The organism is Paenibacillus sp. Marseille-P2973 (assembly GCF_018101095.1).
In the GTDB taxonomy this organism is placed as follows: domain Bacteria; phylum Bacillota; class Bacilli; order Paenibacillales; family Paenibacillaceae; genus Fontibacillus; species Fontibacillus vini.
The window spans coordinates 306,885-332,566 of record NZ_JAGQEH010000002.1 but is presented as its reverse complement, the minus strand read 5'-3'; the positions used below and the strand labels follow the sequence as shown (position 1 = coordinate 332,566).

Annotated in this window: 26 protein-coding genes; 18 read left to right on the top strand and 8 right to left on the bottom strand. The window is 49.7% G+C overall.

Features of this window, described 5'->3' with window-relative positions; translation table 11 throughout:
• Positions 1-73 precede the first annotated feature (73 nt).
• The gene (locus KB559_RS05050) at positions 74-1,012 is read right to left on the bottom strand and encodes a helix-turn-helix transcriptional regulator (RefSeq protein ID WP_211020622.1); all 939 of its coding nucleotides are present in this window, start codon (positions 1,010-1,012) and stop codon (positions 74-76) included.
• 94 nt (positions 1,013-1,106) lie between these two features.
• On the opposite strand from KB559_RS05050, the gene KB559_RS05045 reads away from it, so the two are divergent.
• Genes KB559_RS05045 through KB559_RS05030 form a run of 4 tightly spaced genes read left to right on the top strand, consistent with a single transcriptional unit; the run spans position 1,107 to position 4,352 of the window.
• Complete coding sequence (locus KB559_RS05045) at positions 1,107-3,392, top strand: ATP-binding cassette domain-containing protein (protein ID WP_211020621.1); 2,286 nt, start codon at positions 1,107-1,109, stop codon at positions 3,390-3,392.
• 15 nt (positions 3,393-3,407) lie between these two features.
• Positions 3,408-3,725: a hypothetical protein gene (locus tag KB559_RS05040; protein WP_211020620.1), complete on the top strand. Its 318-nt coding sequence runs from the start codon at positions 3,408-3,410 to the stop codon at positions 3,723-3,725.
• Positions 3,647-4,225 carry a hypothetical protein gene (locus KB559_RS05035; RefSeq protein WP_211020619.1) on the top strand — a complete coding sequence of 193 codons (579 nt, stop codon included), beginning with the start codon at positions 3,647-3,649 and terminating at the stop codon, positions 4,223-4,225. Before KB559_RS05040 ends, KB559_RS05035 begins: the two co-directional genes overlap by 79 nt.
• The gene (locus tag KB559_RS05030; RefSeq protein ID WP_211020618.1) at positions 4,212-4,352 is read left to right on the top strand and encodes a hypothetical protein; all 141 of its coding nucleotides are present in this window, start codon (positions 4,212-4,214) and stop codon (positions 4,350-4,352) included. Before KB559_RS05035 ends, KB559_RS05030 begins: the two co-directional genes overlap by 14 nt.
• Positions 4,353-4,400: 48 nt before the next feature.
• On the opposite strand, the gene KB559_RS05025 is transcribed toward KB559_RS05030, so the two are convergent.
• Both KB559_RS05025 and KB559_RS05020 read right to left on the bottom strand, forming a co-directional pair.
• Positions 4,401-6,920 carry a DsrE/DsrF/DrsH-like family protein gene (locus tag KB559_RS05025; RefSeq protein WP_211020617.1) on the bottom strand — a complete coding sequence of 840 codons (2,520 nt, stop codon included), beginning with the start codon at positions 6,918-6,920 and terminating at the stop codon, positions 4,401-4,403.
• Positions 6,913-7,206, bottom strand: a complete 294-nt coding sequence (locus tag KB559_RS05020) for an ArsR/SmtB family transcription factor (protein ID WP_211020616.1) — start codon at positions 7,204-7,206, stop codon at positions 6,913-6,915. The genes KB559_RS05025 and KB559_RS05020 overlap by 8 nt, the downstream gene beginning before the upstream one ends.
• Before the next feature lie 280 nt (positions 7,207-7,486).
• Here KB559_RS05020 and KB559_RS05015 point away from each other — a divergent pair, with 280 nt between their 5' ends.
• From KB559_RS05015 to KB559_RS05005, 3 genes are all read left to right on the top strand, one after another.
• Positions 7,487-8,071, top strand: coding sequence for a hypothetical protein (locus tag KB559_RS05015; RefSeq protein ID WP_211020615.1), 585 nt, complete (start codon positions 7,487-7,489; stop codon positions 8,069-8,071).
• A gap of 39 nt (positions 8,072-8,110) precedes the next feature.
• Positions 8,111-8,671 (top strand): peroxiredoxin family protein, encoded by a 561-nt coding sequence (locus KB559_RS05010; RefSeq protein WP_211020614.1) that lies wholly within the window; start codon positions 8,111-8,113, stop codon positions 8,669-8,671.
• A 142-nt stretch (positions 8,672-8,813) separates the two neighbouring features.
• Positions 8,814-9,668 (top strand): undecaprenyl-diphosphate phosphatase, encoded by an 855-nt coding sequence (locus KB559_RS05005; RefSeq protein WP_211020613.1) that lies wholly within the window; start codon positions 8,814-8,816, stop codon positions 9,666-9,668.
• Positions 9,669-9,802: 134 nt separating this feature from the next.
• Here the strand turns inward: KB559_RS05005 and KB559_RS05000 are convergent, their stop codons facing one another.
• Both KB559_RS05000 and KB559_RS04995 read right to left on the bottom strand, forming a co-directional pair.
• Positions 9,803-10,432, bottom strand: a complete 630-nt coding sequence (locus tag KB559_RS05000; protein WP_211020612.1) for a LysE family translocator — start codon at positions 10,430-10,432, stop codon at positions 9,803-9,805.
• A 26-nt stretch (positions 10,433-10,458) separates the two neighbouring features.
• Positions 10,459-10,890 (bottom strand): Lrp/AsnC family transcriptional regulator, encoded by a 432-nt coding sequence (locus tag KB559_RS04995; RefSeq protein WP_211020611.1) that lies wholly within the window; start codon positions 10,888-10,890, stop codon positions 10,459-10,461.
• A 225-nt stretch (positions 10,891-11,115) separates the two neighbouring features.
• Between KB559_RS04995 and KB559_RS04990 the strand changes: the two genes are divergently transcribed.
• The 6 genes from KB559_RS04990 (at position 11,116) to KB559_RS04965 (ending at position 17,487) form a co-directional block, all read left to right on the top strand.
• Positions 11,116-11,574 carry a GNAT family N-acetyltransferase gene (locus KB559_RS04990; protein ID WP_211020610.1) on the top strand — a complete coding sequence of 153 codons (459 nt, stop codon included), beginning with the start codon at positions 11,116-11,118 and terminating at the stop codon, positions 11,572-11,574.
• Between the two features lie 13 nt (positions 11,575-11,587).
• Positions 11,588-12,016: an NUDIX hydrolase gene (locus KB559_RS04985; protein WP_211020609.1), complete on the top strand. Its 429-nt coding sequence runs from the start codon at positions 11,588-11,590 to the stop codon at positions 12,014-12,016.
• Positions 12,017-12,095: 79 nt separating this feature from the next.
• Entirely contained in the window at positions 12,096-12,890 is a 795-nt protein-coding gene (thyA, locus tag KB559_RS04980) for a thymidylate synthase (RefSeq protein WP_211020608.1), read from the top strand.
• A 52-nt stretch (positions 12,891-12,942) separates the two neighbouring features.
• Positions 12,943-13,443: a dihydrofolate reductase gene (locus KB559_RS04975; protein WP_211020607.1), complete on the top strand. Its 501-nt coding sequence runs from the start codon at positions 12,943-12,945 to the stop codon at positions 13,441-13,443.
• Between the two features lie 128 nt (positions 13,444-13,571).
• The gene (locus KB559_RS04970) at positions 13,572-15,059 is read left to right on the top strand and encodes a glutamate synthase subunit beta (protein ID WP_211020606.1); all 1,488 of its coding nucleotides are present in this window, start codon (positions 13,572-13,574) and stop codon (positions 15,057-15,059) included.
• Positions 15,060-15,207: 148 nt separating this feature from the next.
• A complete protein-coding gene (locus tag KB559_RS04965) occupies positions 15,208-17,487 on the top strand; it encodes a type IA DNA topoisomerase (RefSeq protein WP_211020605.1) in 2,280 nt (759 codons plus the stop codon).
• Between the two features lie 104 nt (positions 17,488-17,591).
• Here the strand turns inward: KB559_RS04965 and KB559_RS04960 are convergent, their stop codons facing one another.
• Together KB559_RS04960 and KB559_RS04955 are read right to left on the bottom strand one after the other, a co-directional pair.
• Positions 17,592-18,377, bottom strand: coding sequence for an HAD family hydrolase (locus tag KB559_RS04960; protein ID WP_211020604.1), 786 nt, complete (start codon positions 18,375-18,377; stop codon positions 17,592-17,594).
• 84 nt (positions 18,378-18,461) lie between these two features.
• Positions 18,462-19,376, bottom strand: a complete 915-nt coding sequence (locus KB559_RS04955) for a winged helix-turn-helix domain-containing protein (RefSeq protein WP_211020603.1) — start codon at positions 19,374-19,376, stop codon at positions 18,462-18,464.
• Positions 19,377-19,641: 265 nt separating this feature from the next.
• Between KB559_RS04955 and KB559_RS04950 the strand changes: the two genes are divergently transcribed.
• From KB559_RS04950 to KB559_RS04930, 5 genes are read left to right on the top strand one after another with little or no spacing between them, the layout of a single operon-like run.
• Positions 19,642-20,376: a phosphonate ABC transporter ATP-binding protein gene (locus KB559_RS04950; RefSeq protein WP_211020602.1), complete on the top strand. Its 735-nt coding sequence runs from the start codon at positions 19,642-19,644 to the stop codon at positions 20,374-20,376.
• Positions 20,373-21,644 (top strand): hypothetical protein, encoded by a 1,272-nt coding sequence (locus tag KB559_RS04945; protein ID WP_211020601.1) that lies wholly within the window; start codon positions 20,373-20,375, stop codon positions 21,642-21,644. The genes KB559_RS04950 and KB559_RS04945 overlap by 4 nt, the downstream gene beginning before the upstream one ends.
• A 30-nt stretch (positions 21,645-21,674) precedes the next feature.
• Positions 21,675-22,373 carry a response regulator transcription factor gene (locus tag KB559_RS04940; RefSeq protein WP_211020600.1) on the top strand — a complete coding sequence of 233 codons (699 nt, stop codon included), beginning with the start codon at positions 21,675-21,677 and terminating at the stop codon, positions 22,371-22,373.
• Entirely contained in the window at positions 22,370-23,806 is a 1,437-nt protein-coding gene (locus KB559_RS04935) for a sensor histidine kinase (RefSeq protein WP_211020599.1), read from the top strand. Before KB559_RS04940 ends, KB559_RS04935 begins: the two co-directional genes overlap by 4 nt.
• A complete protein-coding gene (locus tag KB559_RS04930) occupies positions 23,803-24,345 on the top strand; it encodes a GNAT family N-acetyltransferase (protein WP_211020598.1) in 543 nt (180 codons plus the stop codon). Before KB559_RS04935 ends, KB559_RS04930 begins: the two co-directional genes overlap by 4 nt.
• A gap of 71 nt (positions 24,346-24,416) precedes the next feature.
• On the opposite strand, the gene KB559_RS04925 is transcribed toward KB559_RS04930, so the two are convergent.
• A complete protein-coding gene (locus tag KB559_RS04925; protein WP_211020597.1) occupies positions 24,417-25,640 on the bottom strand; it encodes a glucose-1-phosphate adenylyltransferase in 1,224 nt (407 codons plus the stop codon).
• Between the last annotated feature and the right edge of the window lie 42 nt (positions 25,641-25,682).

The following is a 25,682-nucleotide window of genomic DNA, read 5'->3' as shown; positions in this document are numbered from 1 at the left end:
CCAGGAGTTCTCCTAAGCTAATTGACAGGGCAAGACCGAAATTCATCGGTCTTGCCCTTTTTTTAGCGGTTATTTAGCTGTTATAATGCTCCATCAATTCGAGTGCCTTTTGCTTAATCATTTCGGACATTTCCCGCGGTTCGATAACCTTAGCTTCGGTACCTAGTTGAAAAAAATAATTTGCCGAAAATCTTATTTCGCTTTGATCGATCACAGTATCGATACATCCTGCGTCATTGCTTGCACTCTTAATATATGGCTCTAGCCAAGGCTCGCTTTTGCATTGGCGCATTCCTTCTTCGGTCAATAGGACATAAAGACGGACCGGCGTCATAATTTCGTTAGAACGAGCCAACCATTCATCCAGCTTCATCGGGACGGAGCGCGTATTGTCGCTATATTGCAGCGAGAGAATCCGGTCGATCCGAAAAACTCGGATATGTTCCTGTTCCGTGTTCGAGGCAGGCATATACCAGAAACCGTTATACGCATATACTCCGAGTGGCACAACCTCTCTGATCGTAACTCTGGATTTGGATTCATACTCCATATGGATGGCTTGATTTCGCAAAGCCGCTTCAATAATCTCTTTTAAATAAGGTGAATCCACGCTTCGCTTTAAATTCCAGAAAGACAACACTTCATCCAAACGGTTCATTTTAGTTTTTAAATCATCCGGAAGACTGGCGTACAATTTGCCGGAGGCGGAAGCAATATTGATCTCGAAAGGAAGGGATCTATAGTATTTAAGCGATTGAAAGGCGAAGAATATGGCAAAGGCTTCATCCTCCTCAAAAGCAATCGGGGGGAGGACCCGGTTGTTTAATACCCGGTAACCTCCGTTTCGCCCCGGTTCGGTATATAGCGGAACGCCCATCTCACTGATTTCAAGTAAATAACGGTGCGCGGTTCTTAGCGAAATGTCAAATTCATCCGCCACATTTTGTGCGGTAAAGCTGCGCTTCGCATTTACGTACATGATCAGGTCAAATAAGACTTTGGATTTAGACATTGGAGAGCTCCTTTTCATTGCTATATCATGCCAAGAATTGTCATGGTATTACGATATATTGTTTTTATAACAGAAACAAGAGGAGGGAGCCTCAATGTCTATGGAACCCATTAAAGTGATCGGAGCCAGAGAGAACAACCTTAAGAACATTACAATAAGTATTCCAAAGAATAAAATCACGGTCTTTACCGGCGTATCCGGCTCCGGTAAATCGTCATTGATCTTTGATACCATTGCTGCGGAGTCGCAACGGCAGCTGAATGAAACGTTTACCAGTTTCGTGCGGCATCGTCTGCCTCACTATGGACAACCCGATGTCGATGCCATAGAGCATTTGTCTGTCGCAATCCTCGTCGATCAAAAACGCATCGGCGGCAATGCCCGTTCCACCGTCGGTACTGTAACGGATATTTACTCGCTGCTGAGACTTTTATTTTCGCGGATCGGGCAACCGTTCGTCGGATATTCTGACAGGCTTTCCTTTAATAACCTTCAGGGAATGTGTCCGATGTGCGAGGGACTTGGAACAGCAGCGACTATAAACTTGGATCGTTTGATCGATAAAGACAAATCGTTGAATGAAGGGGCGATTATGTTCCCGACCTTTCAACCCGGGGGTTACCGCTGGAAGCGTTATGTAACTACCGGACTTTTTGATAATGACAAGAAGCTGAAGGATTATACCGAGGAAGAATGGGATACGCTGCTGTACAAATCGGGTTTCAAACCGGCCAATCCGACTTCGGAATGGCCGTCTACCGCAATTTATGAAGGGGTCATTCCACGGATCGAAAATGGCTTTCTGGCCAAGGATTCCAAGCAAGCACAGCAGAACGAGGATCAACTGAATTATATCGTGGAGAAGGGGGTTTGCCCGGAATGTAATGGAGCGAGGTTAAACCAAAAAGTTCTTTCCTGTAAAATCGACGACCTTAATATTGCGGAATACTCCGCAATGCAGGTAAGCGATCTGTCAGTTCAAATGCGCAAGGTTACGGCTTTGTCAGCCAAAACTATTGTGGAGGCATTGATCAAGAAGCTGGACAGCCTCGTTTCGATCGGACTTGGCTATTTGAGTTTAAACCGGGAGACTTCGACTTTATCGGGAGGGGAGTCGCAGCGAATTAAAATGATTCGTCATCTCGGGAGCAGTCTAACCGGTCTTACTTATATTTTTGACGAGCCGAGCATCGGGCTGCATCCCCGGGACGTTGACCGGCTAAACCGGATGCTGCGGCAGTTATGCAGCAAAGGAAACACCGTTTTGGTGGTGGAACATGATCCGGATGTCATTGCTATCGCCGACCACATCGTGGATATGGGACCTGAAGCTGGAATAAGAGGCGGTGAAATTAAATTCGAGGGAGATGTCAAAGGACTTAAGAGTGCGGGCACCATCACTGGACACTATTTGCGGCGGCAACCCAAGTTGAAGGAGAATATTCGGAAGCCGGACGGATTTTTGCGGCTTGAGCACGCCTCACTGCATAATCTCAAGGATGTCAGTGTCACGATTCCAACAGGAGTTATGACTGTAGTCACCGGGGTGGCCGGGTCAGGCAAAAGCACGCTGATCAACAAGGTGTTGCTCCAACGATATCCAGATGCGATTTCAATTGATCAGAGTGAACTCAAAGGTTCCAAACGATCCAACCTTGCCACCTATACAGGGACGCTGGATCATATCAGAGACCAGTTGGCAGACGCAAACCAGGTTAGCGCATCGTTGTTCAGTTTTAACTCCGATGGCGCGTGTCCGGCCTGCAAAGGTCTTGGTACGATCACGGTCGATCTGGCTTTTATGGACCCCGTGGTCAGTGTCTGCGAAGCATGTCAGGGACGAAGATTTACAGATGAAGTGCTGGAGTATACCCTGCACGACAAAAATATTAACGATATTTTGAACTTAAGCGTTGTAGAGGCTTACGACTTTTTCAATGATCATAGGGAAATGGTGAGCATTTTCAGTGGCTTGTCCGAAGTCGGTCTAGGTTATGTTACGCTAGGGCAACCTCTCCATACTCTTTCCGGAGGCGAGCGGCAGCGCGTGCGTTTAGCTATGGAACTTCATAGCAAGCAAAGCGGGATTTACGTGTTTGATGAACCGACAACCGGTCTTCATTTGCGCGACGTGGAACGTTTAATTGATATATTAAACCAGCTGGTCGACCGGAGAAGTACCGTCATTATTATTGAACATCATCTCGACGTCATGACTCAGGCGGATTGGATTGTTGACATGGGTCCGGGAGCAGGCAGTGAAGGAGGGAAGATCATTTTTGAAGGCACACCTCAGGATCTCGTAAAGGATCAAACTTCGATAACCGGTGTTTATCTGAACAGCTATTTGGAAGGTGAGGAATCCTCTTTCCGGCGATGAAAAATCATTTCGATGATGTTTCAACCTTCAGCTAAATGGGTTCCGGCTACGGTATGGAAAGGGGTTCTGGTTGGTCTGGCCGCTGTAATGATTCTTGGCGGATGCGGAAACGGAAATCAGGACTCTGCCGGAGATCCGGAAAAAAACGCCGGGCCGGAAGTTATGGCTCAGGATGAAACAAAAGGGAAGGCAGCAGCAGACGGGAATGTAAGCGATATTCCTCTTCAGCAGAGAATAAGGTCGATGTTGAAATCGTGTCCGGAACCTCATCCGAGCATGCACCCAAAGATCAGGGAGCGTCGGATGTCTGGCTTCAAGGAAGCGCTAAAATAGAAAAGGACCAAATCGTAATCTCGGGAACATCCAATCTGGTTCCTGGTTTGGAAATAACGATCAGCTTTAAACCGGATCAGCAGTCCGCAGATCTGGAGCCTTATGGCGCGAATGGAGAAAAAATGACCGGCACGTTTATCCATCAAGTTGAGGAAGAGAATCAGACGCTACACAAAGCGGTAACCTATATTTACATGGATGCCGCTGCTGAAATCGGCTCAGAATGGAAGGCGGAGAATCCGGTCGGTGAAAAGCCGGATGACTATGTAAATCCCGCCATATGGATGAAGCCGGAGGTAAACGCCGAAGAAGGATTTTATTTGATTAAGGTGAAGAGCAATCTGCTTGAAGGTACGGTCGTTTCCGGCGATATCGGCATTCCGGATCACGTCCATTTCGGATACGGTGAGAAGACGCAGGTACTTCCTGACGGCTCGTTCCAGGTCCGGGTAAAGCAGCCGAAAAAAGACGTAGGCAGTTTTTATCTTGTGCTGCACTAAATCGGCGCTAGCGGCCTATGGCAAGCTTGGAGAGAAATTATCAGGTGATTTAGTCAAGACGGAGCAAACCGATGAGGGAGCGCTGAAATATATTGAACTTCGCATGAAGGTGGACCCGAACAAATAAGAATAATAAAAAAGCTCACTCCGTCAGCGATGGAGTGAGCTTTTAGCTTTAGATGAATAGATTAATGCCGGATTGATCCGCTTTCCCTAAATAGTAACCGACACCGCCGATTTTCACGCCGTCGATCAATTCTTCCCGCTTGATGCCCATGACGTCCATCGACATTTGACAAGCCACGATTTCGACGCCTTGGTCGATTGCGGATTGCATCAACTCTTCAAGCGAAGCGATATTGCCGTTCTTCATGACGCCGCGGATCATTTTCGCACCCATGCCCATCATGTTCATTTTGGACAGGGACAGCTTGCGGCTGCCGCGCGGCATCATGGCGCCGAACATTTTGCCGATCATGTTTTTCGGGACATTCACCTTTTCCGGTTTGCGGATGACGTTCAGGCCCCAGAAGGTGAAGAACATCGTTACCTTTTTGCCGCTTGCCGCCGCTCCGTTGGCAATAATGAATGAAGCGATGGCTTTGTCCAGATCGCCGCTGAATACGACCATCGAAGTACCTTCCTGTGAAGAGACATTACTCGGAGCAGGATTGGAGGCTTCAATCTCAAGCAGTCCCCCTTTGCAAAGGTAGGCCTCGATCATGCCGTCCGCCTTTTTACTGACCTGTAGTATCCGATTCTTAGACATAGTCGCCCAGGCTTGCACATCTTCATAAAATCCAGGGTCCGAAGCGGTCACCCGTAGAATTTGCCCTTCCTGAATCTGATCCATTTTTTGTTTCACCTGAATCAATGGGCCGGGGCAGCATAAGCCACAGGCGTCCAGCTCAGCATCGGCCCGCAATTCTTGGTCGCGCACTCGCAGGGGCTGCGCTGCAGCTGCGGTTTCCCGAGCCGCTTCAATAACAGGAGCAGGGGCGGAAATAGCCGCTGTTTTCTCCGGTTGATCTCCGCCGTGTCTTTGGCCGGCCTGATATCGCACTAACTGATATGTCTTATATCCGCCGGTCAAATTGCGGACACGGAAACCTTTTTGCTGCAAAATCCGGGAAGCGGTGTACCCGCGAAGTCCAACCTGACAATAAACCCAAATTTCTTTTGAAGGGTCCAACTCGGAGAGTCGGCTACGCAGATCATCGACCGGAATGTTCAAGGAATCCGGAATATGGCCGTTGGCATGCTCGATTTCCGAACGGACATCGACAAGCAGGGTAGAGGCGCTGTCACGGCTGTCCAAATCTTTCGGAACAAAGACTGCGGTTCTACCGGTCAACACGTTCTCGGCTGTGTACCCGGCCATATTAACCGGATCTTTGGCGGAAGAGTACGGAGGAGCATAGGCCAGCTCAAGTTCGGTAAGATCACTTACCGTGCCGCGGAAACGGATCGTTGTGGCGATATCGTCGATCCGTTTATCCACACCGTCGTGCCCAACCGCCTGGGCGCCGAGAACGGTTCCCTCGTCGTTGAACAGCAGCTTAAGCGTTAATGGCGTTGCTCCCGGATAATAAGCAGCATGGGAATTCGGATGGACGTAGGTTATATGGTATGGCAGACCGAGACGCTGCAGCGTCTTTTCGTTATTTCCTGTTGCCGCACCGGTTAAACCAAACACCTTGATAATGGACGTTCCCTGGCTGCCCTTAAACGTGCTGCTCAGCCCGCTTACGTTATCCGCGGCGATTCGGCCCTGTTTATTGGCCGGACCCGCAAGCGGAATGGCCGTAGTCGTGCCGTTGACATAATCCGTAACTTCGATGGCGTCGCCTGCGGCATAAATTCCGCTTACGCTGGTCTCCAGCCGATCATTGACGATAATATGGCCTTTGGGCCCCAACTCGATACCTGTTCCTCGCAGAAATCCGGTATCCGGGGATACCCCGATCGCAAGGATCACCATTTCAGCGGTCAAGTTTATGCCGCTAGCGGTACGAACTTCGATGAGCTCACCTTTTTCCTCAAAGCCTTGAACGGTTTGGGATAGAAGCAGCTTTACGCCATGATCCTCCATTTCCTTAGCCAGCGCGTTTGCCATCTCCGCATCGAAGGGAGCCAAAATTTGCCGACCGCCCTCAATCAAGGTAACGTCCAGACCGATTTCCTTCAGATTTTCCGCCATTTCGACGCCGATAAATCCGCCGCCGATGACGATGGCCGATGAAATTTTGTCCTCGCTAACCCTTTTTTTGATCCGGTCCGTATCAGGAATGTTTCGCAAGGTGTGAATTTTATTACTTTCAATCCCAGGCAATTGAGGGCGGATCGGTTTGGCTCCTGGGGATAAAATAACCGCATCATAGGTTTCCTCGTAATCGCCGCTCGTTTTGCTGCGTACGGTTACCGTTTTGTTCTCCGGGTTAATGCCAATGACTTCACTATCGATCCGGATATCGATGTTAAAACGTTTATACATGGCTTCCGGAGTCTGTACAAGCAGCTTTGAACGATCCGTAATCGAATCACCGATATAGTAAGGAAGACCGCAGTTGGCGAAAGAAATATAGGAATCCCGTTCGAACATGATGATATGCGCTTCCTCATCGAGACGACGTAAACGAGCCGCAGCCGATGCGCCGCCTGCGACGCCTCCGACAATAATAACTTTTTTACTCATGATTAGTTTCCTCCAATAAGATGCGTATTAATTGTTTGATTCGTTCATCAGCAACGTGATATTTGACTTCAAGTCCGCTCCGTTCGGTTTCCAAGATGCCCATGCTGCGCAGCTTCTGCAAATGCTGGGATACCGTCGATTGCGGTAAATTCAAACACTCTTGCATATAAGAAACATTGCACTCCGGTTTTTCGATCAGGCCCTTAACAATACATAACCGGACCGGATGGGCCAATGCCTTCAGGATTTCGGCAGCTTCTTGGTAGGACTTAAAATTGCTGTCCAAACTGGATCACCTCAGTTCTCTAATATATCACTATATCGCAATATTACGATATTTAGATTTTAAAGTCAAATGCCAAGTTGAAATTTGGCCAGCGTTGAACGGAAGGGTGACACTAATTTGACAAAAGATATTACCCATCATATCATACCCCTTAGGGTATATTTCGGGTGAAAATCGCTTTGGAAAAGGAGGAAATGGATTGCAAAACATTCAATTAGGCCCCTTTTTATTAAATGGCTCTCTTGTTCTGAATCTTCTGTTTGGGGCAGGAGGGTGGATAATGCTGAAGCTTTGGGGGCGGATAGTTACTGACCGCTCGGAAACTAAGACGATAGCGGAATTGCTGTCCAATGGATTTTTGTTATGGCTTCTGATTTGGAAATTTAGTTATTTGCTCATTCATCCAGTAGAGGCGGTATCCGAGCCCATGTCCTTGCTTTATTTTGATGGTGGTGAAGCGGGCGGCTGGATCGCCGGTTTGGTTGGGGGGCTTTATATATGGCTGCGTTCTCGGAAGAAAGAGCTAGACTTTGCTAATTTGGTGCACGGTTTTGCCGTTTATTTTCTTGGGGGATGGTTTGTGTCGCGGCTGCCGGAGCTGATGTTTCAGGAAGGACCCTCCATCTCATGGATCGCCAGCATCTGCTGGACCGGCCTCCTCCTGCTCCAAATGTTAATTGCAAAGCGCGAAACGCCGGAGGCAAGAATTCAATTTGCCGCACTTTGGTTTTTGATCGGTAACATTGTGTTCCAATTTTTCAATCATGAACGCGTCATCTGGATATTGTCTTTCAGCAAGCTGCAGGTCGTATTTTTGCTGCTGACCGTCGTACTTGTTTTCTGGAAAGGACCAAAGAGGGATTAGTGAGTCCAAAATCTTTTTTAGGAAGGGGAGGAAACAGTTATGAAAAAGAATGTATTTATCTTTGTCATCTTATTGGGACTTGTCGCTTATAGCGCTTATGATTACATAAATAATAGAACGAACTCGGATGGAAACAAACAACAAACGGTGCAAGATGGAGGCGCAACTGTTGGGATTAAGGAGGGGGAGCAAGCCCCTGACTTTACGTTAAACGGGCTGGACGGTACTCCGGTGTCCCTGTCGGATTTCCGCGGGAAAGTGGTGGTCTTGAATTTTTGGGCGTCCTGGTGCCCGCCATGCCGGGTGGAGATGCCGCATATGCAGCGATTGTATGAGAAGTATGACGCTAAAAATGTCGTCGTGCTCGGTATTAATTTGACATCCACGGAGAAAAGTTCCGACAATGCGCAAAGCTTTGTAGATGAACAGGGACTAACCTTCCCCGTATTGCTTGATTCGAAGGGCGAAGTCATGGACAACTACCGGATCGTTGCCTATCCGACTACCTATTTTATTGATGAAAAAGGCATAATCCGTCAGGTCTCCCAGGGCGCGATGAATGCCGATATGTTGAAAAAGGCCATCCAACCTCTCATTTAACGTTATATAATGGGGCAAGCTCCAATAAAATAAAGGGAGTAGCCTGGCTGCTTATTTTTATGGTAGGATAAAACCTGCGATTGAAAATCGGTGACACAATGTAGTTACTAGTAAGTTTGTTTGAAAAGGAGAGCTTGGTGGCATGGATACGATTTTTTCGATACTGAAATCAATTATTTTAGGGATTGTAGAAGGGATTACCGAATTCTTGCCGGTATCATCCACCGGTCATCTCGTCATTTTCGAGAATTTCCTGGGCTTTACCGGAACAACGCCATCTTACGTCGAGATGTATACGTACGTGATTCAGCTTGGGGCGATTTTGGCCGTAATCGTGCTGTACTGGGGAAAAATCAAGGACACGCTGGTCAACTTTTTTCCGCAAAAGGTCGGCTTTGCGAAGTCCGGCTTCCGCTTTTGGCTCATGCTGGCGATCGCATGTATTCCTGGAGGCATTTTCGGCGTACTGCTTAATGATTGGTCGGACGAGCACCTGTTTACGCCGGTCGTTGTGGCGTTCACGTTGTTCTTCGGCGGTTTATGGATGCTGTACGCGGAGAAGAAGTTCCGTAACAACGGGCTTGGCGGCGGCGGTGACGAGCTCAATGTCACTGTGAAACAAGCGCTCATTATCGGGGCGTTTCAAGTTTTGGCGATCATTCCCGGCATGTCCCGTTCCGCTTCCACGATTATCGGCGGCTGGGTAGCCGGCCTGACGACGGTGGCGGCGGCTGAGTTCTCGTTCTTCCTGGCGATTCCCGTCATGGTAGGTATGAGCTTTTTGAAAATTGTGAAAATCGGCGGTTTTTCCAGTATGACGTCAACGGAGCTCATCTCGCTCGGAGTAGGCTTCCTGGTGTCCTTCCTGGTTGCACTTGCCGTCATCAAGAAGTTTATCGCTTACTTGCAGAAGAAGCCGATGAAAGTGTTTGTGTATTATAGAATGGTGTTCGCGATCATCGTATTGGTGGCCGGGATTGCCGGATTCTTCAAGTAGTTATAATAAGCCCGGGTTAGGAATAAGCAACCATTCCTGCCCGGGCTTCGTCATGTAATAAAGTAAATATGAGAAGGGTTCCCTCTGATCGGCATCCAAACAAATCCCCATAAGATTCAATTTAAGCGGGATATTTATAGGCCGAAAAATACGGATATCAGGAACCAGACACCAAATCCGGTAATAAGCGTGGCTGAGATTAAATCAACGGCGCGTAGGGCTGCGGGTGTCAATAAACGAAGGCGCAGCTGGTTCACTGCTAAACACAGCAGAATCCACCATAAGGCGGAACCGAGGAAGATCCCGGCGGTGAACGCTGAAGCCCCCTCCGAAGAACCTAGGAATGAACCCATACCCAAACCTGCGGATAGCGCTGCAAAAGAGATCACCGTCATCGGATTGGCCAGGGTAAGCAGAAACGTGGAGCCAAAGGTGAACAACTGTCGAGTTTGCCCAGGGATATTGTGATCGGCAAAAGGCGATTTGCGGCGGAAACCGAGAAGGCCTAGAACAAGAATGAGAAGACCGCCGATCATTCTGAAGCCGTCCTCGAACCGGATCAACTGAGAGGAGATCACATTCATGCCGAAACCGGCAACAGCTGCATAAATCGCATCTGCGGTTGCTACGCCTAGCCCGGCGACCAACCCTTTTTTCCAGCCCCCAACCAAGGTGGACCGAATACACAACATGCCTATTGGACCGATCGGGGCCGCGATGGCGGCTCCGATTAGAATGCTTTTTAGAAGAGTGATCATGGCCATGCCCACTTGACTCCTTGCACAAAGTTTTATGCTTCCTTTAAAGTGGATAGTACGATCGTCGTTTTCGTTTTTTGAACCCCGGCCAAGCCTTTTAAGGTTTCGGAAATGAAGACTTCAAGCGAGGAGATGTCCGGAACGCCGACTTTCAATAAATAATCGTAATCACCGGCCAGATGATGGCATTCTATAATGCAGGATTCATTAGAAATCTGCTCTTTGAATGACTCGATGTACTTCGGATGCTCTAAAATGACGGATATGTAAGCCAGCAAATGCCATCCGGTGATTTCGCGGTTCAATCTAATTGTAAATTGCTCAATCATCCCTTTTTCCTCAAGCTTACGAATTCTTTCCGAGACCGAGGGGACAGACAGATGAATCGCTTTGCTGATTTCCGAGCTGGTAATGCGGCTGTTGCGTTTCAGAAGTTCTATAATTTGAAGATCGACGCTATCCATTTTTCACAACTCCCACTTTAAATTCTTTAATTAATTATAAACTATAGTTAAAATAATTTGGTCATTTTTAATTATTACCGTAAAATATTACGATGAATGCATTATTATATTAAAATATTTACAGTTTCTTATTCTTTTTTTTGTGAATGACTTAAATTATTTAGGGCTTCAAGATAAGATGAACATTAACAGTTCATCTTATATACTTTGAGGAGGATAACAACCATGAGTGTATCCGTACATATTTCGCAGGCAACCTATAAGGATCTGGCGTCCGTTACGCATTTGTTTGATCAATATCGGCAGTTTTATGGACAACCCTCCGATCCGGAAGGGACACAAGCTTTTCTGTTTCGGTTAATGGAGCATAGGGAGTCCGTTATATTTGTGGCTAAAGATGAGGAAAACGGCAAAGCGGCTGGTTTTGCTCAGCTGTATCCGGTATTCTCTTCGTTATCGATGCAGAGATCCTGGATATTGAACGATTTGTATGTGTTGAAGGAATATCGAAACTCCGGTATAGGCAAACAGCTGCTTGATGCGATTTCGGAGTATGCAGTCGAATCGAAGGCTAAGGGAATCGCATTGGAAACCGGAGTCGGCAACAAGGGAGCTCAAAAGCTGTATGAACAGCTGGGATATACCCGGGATGATGAGTACTATCATTACTATTTGAACTTATAGAAGGTGGCGCACTATGAAGCGAATCGATATCGTATACGCGTTGATCGTAAGCCCTGATAAGAAAAAGGTGCTGATGGTTCGAAACCGGGATAACCGGGATACGTGGACGCTGCCGGGCGGCACGGTCGAGACCAGTGAAACACTGGTCCGGGCACTGATCCGCGAGGTGAAGGAGGAAGCCGGCGTTGATATTGAAGTGTTCGGTGTCATGGCCGTAAACGAGGTCATTTTTCCGGAAAAAGAGGAACATTTCGTTCTTTTTACCTTCCGTGCGGAAATTACGGGCGGCCGGGAAGAGACGATGCTGCCGGATGAGATTGCCGAGGTGGACTGGGTGGACTTAGATCGGGCGGATGGATTGATGCCGTATTATGAAGAAGGGATAAGCGGCCTTGTGCGCGGAGAGCGGGAGATTCCTTATTTTGACGAAGGAAAAGGATAGGCTGGTTTGGTTCAATCCGCTTGATTCCTCTGCTATAATAGACAAGATGTCATACAAACAAGTGCGGGGTGTGCGATAGATGAGAAATTATTTGGATTTGCTTCAAGACGTCCTGGATAACGGGACTCCGAAAGGGGATCGGACCGGAACAGGAACGATTTCCGTGTTCGGGAGACAGCTTCGCTTTGATCTCAGCCAGGGGTTTCCTTTGGTGACCACAAAAAGGATTCATTTGAAATCGGTTGTTCATGAGCTGCTATGGTTTCTTAAAGGAGAAACCAATATCGCCTATTTGAAAGAGCATGGCGTCCGGATTTGGGACGAGTGGGCGGATGAAAACGGAGACTTGGGGCCGGTTTACGGATCGCAATGGAGAGCTTGGGAAGCTCCAGACGGCCGTCATATCGATCAGATCGCAAACGTGGTCGAGGCGATCAAGAACAATCCCGATTCGCGCCGCCACCTGGTCAGCGCCTGGAATGTGGCGGAAGTCGATAACATGAAGCTGCCGCCATGCCATTTCGTATTCCAATTTTATGTGGCGAACGGAAAGCTGTCCTGTATGCTGACGATGCGATCGGTCGATACGTTCCTTGGACTTCCGTTCAATATTGCGAGTTACGCATTGCTGACTCATATGATGGCGCAGCAATGCGGCCTTGAGGTCGGCGAATTTATCTGGTCGGGCGGCGACGTGCATATTTACAGCAACCATCTTGAACAAGTGAAGACGCAGTTGGAGCGCGAGCCTTATCCGCTGCCGAAGCTCATCATCAAGCGGAAGCCGGATTCGATATTTGATTATGTGTATGAGGATTTCGAATTTGAAGGTTATCAATATCATCCAACGATCAAGGCTACGGTCGCTGTTTAATAACAGGTCGTTATCCATTAGGGGACAAACAGGTTGAAAGGGGCAGTTTTTCATGGGAATTACTCTCATTTGGGCAATGTCTCGAAACGGGGCGATCGGCCGGAACAATCAGCTGCCTTGGCGGCTGCCGGCGGATTTGAAATTTTTTAAGGAGCAAACGACCGGCAAAACCATGTTGATGGGCCGGAATACATGGGAATCGATGGGGAGCCGTCCGTTACCGAACCGTAAGAGTGTCGTTCTCACGGCCGATCACGCTTACCGGGCAGAAGGAGCAGATATCGTTCATTCCGTAGAAGATGCTCTGGAATATGCAAAACAGGGTGAGCTTATGGTCATTGGAGGGGCAGGCGTATTCCAGCATTTCTTTCCCTTAGCCGATCGATTGCATGTTACGCGGATTGACGAGGAGATTGAAGGCGACGTATTTTTCCCCCACTTCGACTGGTCGGAGTTTGAGGTTGTCAAGGAAGAAGAGGGAATTCGTGATGAGAAGAATCCTTATTCTTACCGCTTTCTGACCTATGAACGACGTAAGCCCGGTGCACTTTAGTGCAAATTAAAATAGAATTAATCCATTAATAACGTTCCCCCCGGATGCTAACATCAAGATACACTGAAATGTGAAAGTTTCAATGCCTCTTGGAAGCTTTTGCATCATACGGATGGGGGAAGTTATAGATGTCTACACCAACGGGGTTTATGGAATATAACCGGCAGATACCGGGAGACCGGAGCCCTTCCGAAAGGGTCAAGGACTGGCAGGAGTTTCATAAGCATATGTCAGCTGAAGAACTCCGGACGCAAGGCGCACGCTGTATGGATTGCGGCACGCCATATTGTCATACGGGAATGGATATGGCGGGAGGTACCTCGGGCTGTCCGGTACACAATCTGATTCCGGAATGGAATAATCTGGTCTACCGCGGACTTTGGAAGGAAGCGTTGGAACGTCTTCATAAAACGAACAATTTTCCTGAATTCACCGGCCGGGTTTGCCCCGCGCCTTGTGAAGGCTCTTGCACCGTCGGCTTGATCGGGCAGCCTGTCACGATCAAGACGATCGAGCAGGCGATCATCGATAAGGGCTTTGAAGAAGGCTGGGTCGTTCCCGAACCGCCGGCTCGGCGGACAGGACGCAGGGTTGCTGTCGTAGGCTCCGGCCCTGCGGGCCTGGCTTGCGCCGCGCAGTTGAACAAGGCCGGGCATGAAGTGACCGTATTCGAACGGTCAGACCGGATCGGCGGCTTGTTGATGTACGGCATTCCGACGATGAAGCTGGACAAGGCGGTCGTTCAACGCCGGGTGGATCTGCTTGCCGCCGAGGGCGTGAGATTTGTAACGAATACGGAAATAGGCAAGGATATTCCGGCGCGGCAGCTCGTAGAGGAATACGATGCAGTCGTATTGTGCGGAGGTGCGACGAAGCCGCGTGAATTCAACATTGAGGGCAGCGATCTGAAGGGCGTGCAGTACGCCATGCCGTTCTTGAACGGAACGATCAAGAGCTACCTTGACTCCGGGCTGGAGGACGGGAATTATTTGTCCGCCGAAGACAAAGATGTGATCGTTATCGGCGGCGGTGATACGGGCTCCGACTGCGTGGCTACCTCGCTGCGCCACGGCTGCCGCAGCATCACACAATTCGGAACGCATGCCATGGCACCTCAGGAGCGTGACCCGATCAGCAACCCGTGGCCGCAATTTCCGAATGTTTATACATTGGACTATGCCCAACAGGAAGCCAAGGCGTTGTTCGGCAGCGATCCGCGCGAATTCTCGATTATGACGACGAAGTTCGTCGGTGATGGAGAAGGGAACTTGAAGGAGCTGCATACGATACAGATCCAACGAATCGTGGACGAGACGGGACGCAAAATCTATCAGCCGATTCCTGGGACCGAGAGAGTGTTCCCGGCGCAGCTGGCTCTGATCGCGATCGGCTTCGACGGACCGGAGCAGGGGATTACGGGTGAGCTCGGCCTTGAAACCGACCGCCGTACCAATGTTAAGGCACGTTACGGAAAATATAATACGAACGTCGATAAAGTATTTGCCGCCGGGGATATGCGCCGGGGACAAAGCCTCGTCGTATGGGCGATCCATGAAGGCCGTGAAGCGGCTCGGGAAGTGGATAAATACTTAATGGGCGCAACTGTACTATCCTAGGAAATAAGGGTGATACAGTACAATCCGAAAATATGATATAATAGATTCCAGCTACAGGGCTGCGCAGAGCGCGGCCCTTTTTATTGGAATTATGGATATTGGTATTTTAGGATCTGCGCAAGAAGCAAGAAAGTGGGGCCCAAAAAATATGAAAACGCTCGTTATCGCCGAAAAACCGGATATGGGGCGAACGATTGCCGCGGTCATCGAGCCGAGGGCGAAGAACAACCGGTCTTATTTGGAGGGGGATCGTTATATCATTACCTGGGCGATCGGCCATCTGCTCGGCTTGGCCGAGCCCGACGCTTACGATGCGAAGTACAAACGCTGGAATTTCGGCGATTTGCCGATCCTTCCGGAGCAATTCAAGATTGTACCGAATCCGAGAACGAAGGACCAGCTAAAGACGATCGGGGAACTGGCCAAACGGTGTAATGCGATCGTGAATGCCTGTGACGCCGGGCGGGAAGGACAATACATATTCGCCCTCATCCAGCAGCAGCTTAAATTAACCCAGCCGGTAAAAAGATTGTGGATTTCCGACCTTACCGCGGAGAGTATCGCGAAAGGCTTTGAAGGTCTCCACGACAGCTCCGAATTTCAAAATCTGGAGCTTGCCGCAAGGGCGCGCAGTGAGGCCGATTGGCTGGTAGGGATGAACGCTTCGCGGGCGTTTACGACCAAGCACCGGACATTGCTGTCGGTCGGACGGGTTCAGACGCCGGTGCTTGCGCTGATTTATGATCGGCAAAAAGAAATCGAAAATTTCGATTCGCTCACGTATTACGAGATAAAAGCCGATTTTGCCCAAAACGAACGTAAATATGTCGGCTCCTGGCAGGGCGAACGATTGACGGACGGAGAGAAAGCCGCCTCGATCGCCGAGAAGGTCCGTGGCAAGCAGGGACGTATCGCGGAATACGAAGTGAAAGAAACCCGGGAGTATCCCTTCAAGCTTTATGATCTGACTTTGCTTCAACGGGAAGCAAACGCGAAATACGGCTATTCGGCCAAGAAGACGTTGGACTTGGCCCAAGCTCTGTATGAGAAGCATAAAGTCATTACCTATCCCCGGACTAGCTCCAACTATGTAACCGAGCAAAATATCGACGGGATGCACAAAACTCTTCATATGCTGAAATCATCGCCGTACCGGGATTTGGCCGAAGGGGGAGACCCGCGGATTGTGCATGTCAACAACAAGTCCGTATGCAATCCCTCGCGCGTCGAAGATCACCATGCCATTCTGCCGACTCTGAGACGCGCGGGAACGCTCAGCAAAGAAGAGCAGCATATTTATGACCTTGTCGTACGCCGCTTCTTATCCCATTTCTATCCTCCGGCAGAATATAAGCAGCATACGCTGCTTACGGAGGTCGAGTCTGAAATGTTCAAGACGAACGTAAAGGAGCTGCTATCGCTCGGCTGGAAGGTCTGTCTGCCGGGAGAAGAGAGCACCGGCAAATCGTCGGGCTCCGGACGCGGCAAAAAGCAGGAGGATGAGGACGAAGCGGAGGAACTGGTCAGCGAGCCGTTTTCAATCGACCGGGATGGTCCGGTTCAGTGTACCGATGCGCAGGCGAAGGAGAAGGCGACCCAGCCGCCGAAGGCATATACGGAAGGAACACTGCTGAAGGCGATGGAGAGCGCCGGGAAACAGCTGGAGAACGAGGAGCTTCGCGAGGCGATGAAGGAAGCGGGTCTCGGAACGCCGGCTACCCGGGCGGCAACGATCGAACGGCTCAAGAAGGTCGGTTACATCACGATGCAGGGCAAGCGGATTACGGTGACCCAGAAAGGCCGGATGGCGGTGGAATTGATCCGGCATGCGGGCGTTGAGCTGTTGACTTCCCCGGAAATGACCGGGCAATGGGAACGGCGGTTGCATCAGATTTCGAAGGGAGAAGCGGCCAGCGAAAAGTTCATGGAGAACGTCAAGCGGTTTGCCATTTCCATCATCGATAAAGTAAGGACGCAGCCCAAGGCGGATGCCTCGCTGTTCGAAGCCGGTGAGGACGAGAAAGGCAAACGGAAACGGGGAGCCGGTAAAGAAGCAGGCCAATCGGCCCGTAAACAGGGCGGTAACGGCGGCGAAAGTGGAGGCCAGACCGCTTCCCGCCGCACAGCTTCCAACGGTACCGGCGGCGGGCTGCAGCCGCTGGCTCCTTGCCCGCGCGAGGGCTGCGGCGGCCAATTGATCGAAGGCCGCAAAGGGTTTGGTTGTACGCATTTTAAACAAGGCTGCGGCTTCGTAATCTGGAAGGAATTTGCGGGGAAGAACATATCGCAAAATATGCTGAACGCCCTGCTTGAAAAGGGACAGACCCAATTGCTGACGTTCAAGCAGCCGGAGGGCGATTACAAAGCCAGAATCCGGTTAGTTGACCGTATAAGCGGCAAGCTGGAGATTCAACGGGAAGAGTCTTGATATAAAAGAACAAGGCAGCTGCTCTAATTATGAGCGGCTGCCTTTTTTTATGGCAGGAATATATCAGAAAAGCGGTTTATCTACGAAAAACAAGCATGTCCATATTAGCGGCCGATGCGACCGGAGGATGCACTCTGACTAGCTTGGGTAAGCGTCAGGCTCCCGGCGATTACACCCGGAACGGCCTCGAGAGAGGATACGGTATACATGGAAGTGTCCGTCTCTTTTTTTAGGTCAATCAGATTATAGGTCCATTCCTTCGGATGTTTGATATAGATGGCGTTGATTCCGGCGGAAAGGGCCGGCTCGATGTCCGTGCGCAGGCTGTTCCCGATCATCCAGGTAGAACGCCGTTCAAATGTACGGGAGGTCAGGATTTCTTCCAGCGCTTCAACATTTTTATGCTGCCGGATGTAGATACGGTCCTGGAAATAATCGGCCAGTTTCATCTGTTCGATTTTACGCTGCTGGATGGTCGTTTCTCCCCCGGTATACAGGTATAGCTCATGGCCTTGCGATCTTAAGAGATTCAGTGTTTCCACCATGCCCGGATACGGCTCAACCTCGCGGTCATACACGCTCATTCCAAGCTTCATCAGTTTGTCTTCTTCCGCAATATTAAGATCCCGGCCCAGAAGCCGGCAGAAATAACGATAGGTGTCTACAAGGGATTGTGGAAAATGGCTGCTGACGAAGCCGATCAGCTCCACGCCGGCGACATCGATTTCAATTTGCTTGTTGCGGATTTCCTCGGTCGTGATGCGGAATTCCTGAAACCAATCGGCCAACAGTTCACTGAATTCGTCAAGAATTTGGTCGAAATAAATATTGCAGTGGACAAGGGTATCATCCAGATCAAAAATAATTTGCTGCCGCAGCGGCCTATTCAAGTTAAGTCACTCCTTCTGAAGGGAAGCGGGTAAATTTTTGTATGTATCCTACCTTAGCAGAAGGGCCGGCGCAAAAGCAAATACCTAAAGTCGAATATAAGATTCAAGGAACATCTGCAGTTCGGACGCTCCGTCCGGCCGGATGCTGAATTTCTCGTTGTCCCGGTCCATTAGGTGGACACGGAGAAGACCGGCTACCCGAAGCCGCATCATATGATGCATCAGTTGTTCCTCGGTCTCGTTCAAATTCTGAAGAAGTTCCTGCAGGGATTTCGGCTCATCAGCCACGTAGCGCAACAGGCGCAATCGTTCCGGGTTGGCGAGGGCACGCGTCAGTCGCAGCAGGCAGATTGGCGGCTCGTCTTCGTCCAGTTCCGGCAAATCCAGCGGATACTGGATCAGCAGCGTACTTTCATAGAAGCAATATGTATTTATCGGACGAAAATGGATGGAGGGGAGCAGAACTACCTTTTTGATCGGCAGCTGAGGTTCCAGCACCAATCCGCCGGAGGCATACTCCAGCAGGGCATCGGGATCCATCTTGTGCATTAAAGCCTGTTTCTCGGCCGCATCCTCGTCCAGCAAGGAAGCATACTGCTCCTCAATTTCGCGGAAATATTTATCGTTCCACAGCCGCAATAGAGGTACGTAGGATCTCAGTCGTGAAATATCCTCACTATTCACAGCGGGAACATAGGATTTGAGTTTGTGAAGCAGCGTATCCTCTTCGTCTTCGGCAAGCTCGTTCAAAAAGGAATCGATATCTGAATCTGTGCTTCGTTCCAATACCAGGGCATATAGTAAATCATAGTCCGTAAAGGGCAGCGCTGCGGTATCGGTAAAACGTTGCCGATCCTCTTCGCTAAACCGGGAATCGAGGGACTCGATCCATTCGGTACCGACATCTAAATTGTTCACCCATTTACGGGTCGTGTATATAATAAAGCTGCTTAGAAGTTCATACACCGGTGAAACATCGATTTTCACGTCATAGTACATGACTAAACCTCCCACGGGTCAATGCATACATTTTCATTATGGCTTGTTGGCGTGGAGGTTGTCTACTATAATGTTTGTATAGGGTTTAAAAAGCGTGACTTTATTTCATCTAAAAGCTAACATGAATGCCACATTACGGAAGTCGCCGGGTTATCCAGCGATTTTCTTTCTTTATTGTTGCCAATTATGAAGATGCTGTAATGGATTTTGAAGCCTATTTCCAATAAACTAAAGATGAGAGCGCAGTTAAAGGAGAATCGGACAGATGATCAAAGTAAGCCACTTGAAAAAATCGGTGGATGGCAATAAAAAACAGGTTTTGCGGGGAATCACCACCCAGTTTGAGCAGGGAGAAATCATCGGCGTCGTCGGACCGAGCGGCAGCGGCAAGAGCACGTTGCTCCGTTGCCTCGCATTGCGGGAAAGCTGGAATGGTGGGGAGTACTCCTGGGACGGTAACCAGATCATTAAGGGCGGGGGCAAAGGCTCCCAGAAATACCGTTCCAAATGCGCCTACCTGGAGCAAAATCCATCATTATATCCCGACAAGACAGCGCTGAAAAATGTGCTGATCGGACAAGTCGGCCAGACTTCTTTTCTGAGACGGATCACCGGGATGGTTCGATCCGACGATTACATGGGTGCGATGGACGAGCTGGAGAAGTTCGGATTGCTTGATAAAGCTCATGTAAAGGCCGGAAAGCTTAGCGGGGGAGAGCGACAGCGCGTTGCCATCTGCAGAGCACTGGTCCATGGAGCCGGATTTATCGCAGCGGACGAGCCGGTAGTGGGTCTCGATCCCCAATCGGCGGAACGCGTACTGAATACGCTTCGCTCGCTGTGCAGCGAACAGGGCAAAACAGTCGTTGCCGCATTGCCGATTGAACTGGCTGAGCGCTATTGCACGAGAATTTGGGGACTCTATGAAGGAGAACTTAAGCTCGATGTATCGGGCAGACGGTTGACCGCTGAAGAGAAGCGTTCGATCGATCTGGTATGAAGAGAGTGATGAAATTGTTCCACAAAAGCTGGATTACCGCAGCAGCCGGAGGTTTTCTGCTCTTTGCGCTGAGCGGATGCAATATCATTAAAGATCCGAAATCGCTGATGGAGACGCCGCAGCTATCCTCGGACAAAGAGTCGCTCATCAGCGTTATTAACGCCGAGATCAAGGGGGCCCAGATCATCCGGCCCCGGGACGTCAGCGACATCAGCTCGATCCGGACACCCGATCTGAACAACGACGGAGTCAAGGAAGCCGTAGTATTCTACGAAACTCCGGACGAAGCGGTCCGGATTCACGGGATGATTCTGGAACATACGGGAGACACCTGGGTTCCTAAGGTTAAATTCGACGGAGAAGGACAAGTACTGGAGACATTTGAGGTCCGCGATATTACCGGAGACGGCCACCTGGACATTATCGCCGGATTTACCAGCGGAGAAGAAGATCCCCAGAAAGGACTTACCGTCTATACCTATAACGGATCCGAAGTAGAAAATGTACTGTCCCTGCCGTACAACAATTTTCTTATCGATGATCTCAACCAGGACGGTCTGCTCGACTTGACCGTTGTAACCTTGAAGCGGGATCAAAACGCTACGGTTACGGTATACCAATATAATGAAGGCTTTCAAGAACTGGCTCACATCCAATTGGATGATCCGATTAAGCAGTACTACAATACGGTCAGCGGCAACATTACGCCTAAGCTAAAAGGAATCATCCTCGATGCCGCCTTCGGAACGCATTACGCTTATTCGCATCTGGTCGTCATGAAGGACGGCAAGCTGATCGACCTGCTGCCTTCTCAGGACTCCACATTTAAGAACTATCCCGTTCTGAGCGGCGATGTGGATGGAGACGGCATTCTGGAGGTCGGCCGCTCCGAGAAGCCGAAAGGCTGGGAATCCCGGCCGTATGATGATATACCTCTGTTTTCTTATTACCAGTGGGAAGAAGATGCAGGTCTTAAATTCGTTATGCAGCAATATATGGATTTAGCGGGCCGTTTTTATTTCAACTTCCCGAAAGAATGGTGGGGGAAGGTAACGATCGCTCCGAAGTCGGATCAAAACGAGCACCTCTGGTTTACCAAGATTGACTCGGGTGAAACGGTGGCGGAAATCCGGTTCTTCTCCCTTTCGGAATGGGAACGAAATAAAGGAGACTGGGAACTTATGGCCCGGGATAATGACAAGGTTATCGGATTCCTGAGCCATACCGATTTGAAAATTAATAAAGGCGAAAAAGAGATCAAGCGTTAAACGCTGGCGAATAAGAGGGAGGAGACCAAGTTGAGCAAAGTATTGATTTTGGAAGACGAAGAATCCATCCGCAGTTTTATTGTGATCAATCTCAAGCGCAACGGGTTTGAGGTGATTGAGGCGGCGGAAGGCAACGAAGCCCTGGCGAAGCTGCAGAGCATTCCGGATATAGATATCGCGCTGCTGGACGTCATGGTGCCGGGAATCGACGGGTTTGAAGTTTGCCGGAGAATCCGGGAGACGAATGAGCGGATCGGGATTATTTTTCTGACCGCAAAAGTACAGGAACAGGACAAAGTTTATGCTTTGTCTGTCGGGGCGGACGATCATGTGAGCAAGCCGTTCAGTCCGACCGAACTAATCGCCAGAATTCAGTCGTTGCTCCGGAGAGTGAACGTATACCGGGAGAGCAGCGCCAAAGTATCTTTTACTTCAGGGCCGTTTACCCTGGATTTGATATCCAAGCAATTTAAAAAGAATGGCCAGCTTATAGAGCTTACGCCGACAGAATTTTCGCTGATCCAGTATTTCCTGGAGCAGGAGAACACACCGCTTAGCCGGGATCTGCTGCTGGATCATGTATGGGGCAAGGAATATATGGGAGACCCCAAGATTGTCGATGTGAACATCCGCAGGCTGCGGCAGAAGATCGAGAACAATCCGTCGGAACCGGCTTTTCTGCAAACCGTGTGGGGACACGGCTATAAGTGGAAAGGCGAGGGACAATGATCAAAAAAGGCATAGGCCGGCAAATCGTATTACAATATTTCATCGTCGTATTCGTAACCTTGTTCATGGTGGAATTGATTTTTTCATTGGCGATCCGGGTTTATTATTACGACACGATTTACAATCATATGTATACACACTCCACTTGGGCTTCCGACTTTTTTCAAAAGTTCGTGCGGTTGAATGCGGAACGTGATCCCGATTATTTCACGGAAATGCTGCGCACGTTTGAGCTGGATAATACGGAGCTGATGATATTAAACAAAAAGGGCGAAGTCGAGGCCAGTAGCAACGCGTTTCAGGCGGATAAAGCGATCCAGACTAGCGATGTCTCGCAGGCGGCAGCCGGAAGCGTGGGCAAATGGATCGGCCGGCAGCCGTCCACCGGTGAAATGGTGATGGCGGTTTCCACGCCGCTCCAGGTGCGCGGGGAGAATCGGTATATCGTCAGGTTCGTCACTTCGCTGGAAGCCGTAAATTCAAATTTAATGAAGCTTACGCTGTTATCGGGGGCGGTATGCCTTGCGGTACTGGCTCTCGTCACACTTTTTAGTATCGGACTGGCCAATTCGATCGTTAAGCCGATCAACAACATCAGGGCGGTCTCGGCCCATATGGCCAAGGGGAAGTTTGACGTGCGGATCAAAGGGAATTACCGCTATGAGCTCGGCGAACTGGCCGCCACGTTAAACTATATGGCTCAAGAGATCGTGCGCAGCAACCAGATCAAAGACGACTTCATTTCATCGATCTCGCATGAGCTGCGTACGCCTCTGACAGGGATTAAGGGTTGGAGCGAAACCTTGACCCTGGGCGGCTTCGACCCGGAAGAAACAAAGATAGGCATGGGCATTATCGCCAAAGAAACCGACCGCCTCATCGGCTTGGTAGAGGAAATGCTCGATTTCTCCAAGCTCCAGCAAAATGAAATGAAGCTGGTCATTGGACGTGTTAATCTGAAAGAACTGCTTCAGGAAACGATGCTGAACGTTTGGGCCAAGGCGGAACAAAAAGGCATTCAGATTAAGCTGGAGGACCGCACGGTACAAACGATTATCGTCGTTGGAGATGGAAATCGGTTGAAGCAGGTATTTCTGAACCTCGTTGATAATGCGATCAAATTTTCCAATGAGAACAGCTGGATCCATCTGGTGATTACCCGAACTGAACCCGATTGGGTGCTGATTGAAGTGGTCGATAACGGAATCGGGATCAGCGATGAGCATTTGAACAAGGTTAAGGACAGGTTTTTCCAGGTCAACCACCAAGGCGGCGGAACCGGGCTGGGGCTGGCCATCAGCCAGCAACTGGTTGAACTGCACCATGGAGAAATGGATATTCACAGTGAGCTGGGCACCGGTACTACAGTATCCGTCAAGCTGCCGCTTGCTGAACCGGAAGAGGGAACCGAAGAAAGCGGTGAACCTGTATGAGAACGCCATTAGGAACGATTATGACCTCAGCAGGAGAATTGGATATATGCCTGGCGGACAAAGATGATGCGGAGCTCGTTCGATCTCTGTTGGTTGAAGCGGCAAATTGGATGGCGTCCGCCGGGATTATGCAATGGAAGCCGGAACAATTTACCGAGCAAGAAATCGCGACTTATTTTGCTAAACGGGAAATTTATTTGGTTGTGGGACCCGATGAGCCGGTCGGTATGTTTACGCTTCAACAGAGCGATCCGGATTATTGGGGCTCCCTGAACGAGGAAGGCTACAGTTATCTGCACCGTTTAACGGTCACGCCTTCCTTTCGGGGGCATGCTTTGGGCCGCGATTTCATTTACTGGGCGGCCAGACGGAGCCGCGAACTCGGGCGTAAAGGCCTGAGATTTGACTGCTGGAGCGAGAACCGCAAGCTGAATCCCTATTACAGGGAACTGGGCATGGAAACGCGGGGAAGAGGAGCACTGAACGGCAGGGAGTATATACTGTACGAGATGAACAGCGAGCTCTACCGAAAATTGTAATGAATAACGCACAAAGGGTGTCGGCCTGGGCCGACACCCTTTTTTTATATAAAATATGCAGCTATGTCGTATTAGGAAGACAGTCCTTCGGCACGAAGACGGGCCGTCTTGTCGTATACTTCCTTGAGCAGGCGGGCAGGCTGAGGGCGTGCGGCCGGTTTGGCCTGAACGGTCTCATAAGGGCCTACAACGACGATTTCGCCTTCGGTTCCTCTGACTACGGCGCCGTCGTGAATAATGGCTCCTTCACCGATGATGGCCCGCTCAATCAAAGCCCCGCGACCGATCCGGGCATTAGGCATAATGACGCTGTCCTTGATTTTCGTATAACGACCCACCTCGGTGCCGCCAAAAATAACGGATCGCTCGGAATAACCTTCGAGCGCACAGCAATCATGGATCATGGACGATTTCGTCTGAACGCTGCGTGTTTTAAACGGTTTTGCTTTCAAACGGGCATGCTCCCGGGTATACATCGGCCATGCTTCGTTCATCAGCTTCCAGTCCGAGTCTTTGGCCAAAATGTCCATGTGAGCTTCCCACAGGCTTTGAACCGTACCGACATCGCGCCAGTAGCCCTTGAATTCATAAGCATGCAGCGCTCTGTCCCCGGCCAGCATTTTCGGAATCACATCTTTGCCGAAATCATGGCTGGAGTTTTCGTCCATTGCATCTTCAATCAGATGCTGCTTGAGGAAGTCCCATTTAAACAAATATATTCCCATCGAGGCCAGATTGCTGGCCGGTTGCGCTGGTTTCTCAGCAAATTCGGTAATTCTGGAATGCTCATCCGTAGACATGACTCCAAAGCGGTGCGCTTCTTCCCACGGTACCGGCATTACCGAGATCGTCGCAGAAGCGTCCGATGCCATATGGAAATCAAGCATTTCCCGGTAATCCATGTGGTAAATGTGGTCACCCGAAAGGATTAATACATTTTCGGGTTCGTGACCGTCCACGAAATCGATATTTTTAAATATGGCATCAGCAGTACCTGCATATTCCTCTACCCCGGCGTTATAGGATGGCAAACAGGAAATTCCGTTATTGGCCGTCCGCGGAAGGTTCCAGGCATCTCCTTCGCCGATGTGTTCATGCAAGGATTCCGCTTCATATTGGGTAAGAACACCAATGGTGTCAATTCCGGAATTCACGCAGTTGCTGAGAGGAAAATCGATAATCCGATAATGGCCGCCAAAAGGAACGGCGGGTTTGGCAAGCTTGGACGTAAGCGGCGACAATCGTCGGCCCTCACCACCGGCCAGAAGCATAGCAATACAGTCTTTCTTTTTCATTTCGTTTCCCTCCCGTAAGGTTTCGTCTGTGTAGTACATACA

What these genes read in the sequence shown, in the direction of transcription:
- KB559_RS05050 (WP_211020622.1), bottom strand. Translation starts at nt 1,012, where the DNA reads ATGTCTAAATCCAAAGTCTTATTTGACCTGATCATGTACGTAAATGCG.
- KB559_RS05045 (WP_211020621.1), top strand. Translation starts at nt 1,107, where the DNA reads ATGTCTATGGAACCCATTAAAGTGATCGGAGCCAGAGAGAACAACCTT.
- KB559_RS05040 (WP_211020620.1), top strand. Translation starts at nt 3,408, where the DNA reads ATGTTTCAACCTTCAGCTAAATGGGTTCCGGCTACGGTATGGAAAGGG.
- KB559_RS05025 (WP_211020617.1), bottom strand. Translation starts at nt 6,920, where the DNA reads ATGAGTAAAAAAGTTATTATTGTCGGAGGCGTCGCAGGCGGCGCATCG.
- KB559_RS05015 (WP_211020615.1), top strand. Translation starts at nt 7,487, where the DNA reads ATGCTGAAGCTTTGGGGGCGGATAGTTACTGACCGCTCGGAAACTAAG.
- KB559_RS05010 (WP_211020614.1), top strand. Translation starts at nt 8,111, where the DNA reads ATGAAAAAGAATGTATTTATCTTTGTCATCTTATTGGGACTTGTCGCT.
- KB559_RS05005 (WP_211020613.1), top strand. Translation starts at nt 8,814, where the DNA reads ATGGATACGATTTTTTCGATACTGAAATCAATTATTTTAGGGATTGTA.
- KB559_RS05000 (WP_211020612.1), bottom strand. Translation starts at nt 10,432, where the DNA reads ATGGCCATGATCACTCTTCTAAAAAGCATTCTAATCGGAGCCGCCATC.
- KB559_RS04995 (WP_211020611.1), bottom strand. Translation starts at nt 10,890, where the DNA reads ATGGATAGCGTCGATCTTCAAATTATAGAACTTCTGAAACGCAACAGC.
- KB559_RS04990 (WP_211020610.1), top strand. Translation starts at nt 11,116, where the DNA reads ATGAGTGTATCCGTACATATTTCGCAGGCAACCTATAAGGATCTGGCG.
- KB559_RS04985 (WP_211020609.1), top strand. Translation starts at nt 11,588, where the DNA reads ATGAAGCGAATCGATATCGTATACGCGTTGATCGTAAGCCCTGATAAG.
- thyA (WP_211020608.1), top strand. Translation starts at nt 12,096, where the DNA reads ATGAGAAATTATTTGGATTTGCTTCAAGACGTCCTGGATAACGGGACT.
- KB559_RS04975 (WP_211020607.1), top strand. Translation starts at nt 12,943, where the DNA reads ATGGGAATTACTCTCATTTGGGCAATGTCTCGAAACGGGGCGATCGGC.
- KB559_RS04970 (WP_211020606.1), top strand. Translation starts at nt 13,572, where the DNA reads ATGTCTACACCAACGGGGTTTATGGAATATAACCGGCAGATACCGGGA.
- KB559_RS04965 (WP_211020605.1), top strand. Translation starts at nt 15,208, where the DNA reads ATGAAAACGCTCGTTATCGCCGAAAAACCGGATATGGGGCGAACGATT.
- KB559_RS04955 (WP_211020603.1), bottom strand. Translation starts at nt 19,376, where the DNA reads ATGTACTATGACGTGAAAATCGATGTTTCACCGGTGTATGAACTTCTA.
- KB559_RS04950 (WP_211020602.1), top strand. Translation starts at nt 19,642, where the DNA reads ATGATCAAAGTAAGCCACTTGAAAAAATCGGTGGATGGCAATAAAAAA.
- KB559_RS04945 (WP_211020601.1), top strand. Translation starts at nt 20,373, where the DNA reads ATGAAGAGAGTGATGAAATTGTTCCACAAAAGCTGGATTACCGCAGCA.
- KB559_RS04935 (WP_211020599.1), top strand. Translation starts at nt 22,370, where the DNA reads ATGATCAAAAAAGGCATAGGCCGGCAAATCGTATTACAATATTTCATC.
- KB559_RS04930 (WP_211020598.1), top strand. Translation starts at nt 23,803, where the DNA reads ATGAGAACGCCATTAGGAACGATTATGACCTCAGCAGGAGAATTGGAT.
- KB559_RS04925 (WP_211020597.1), bottom strand. Translation starts at nt 25,640, where the DNA reads ATGAAAAAGAAAGACTGTATTGCTATGCTTCTGGCCGGTGGTGAGGGC.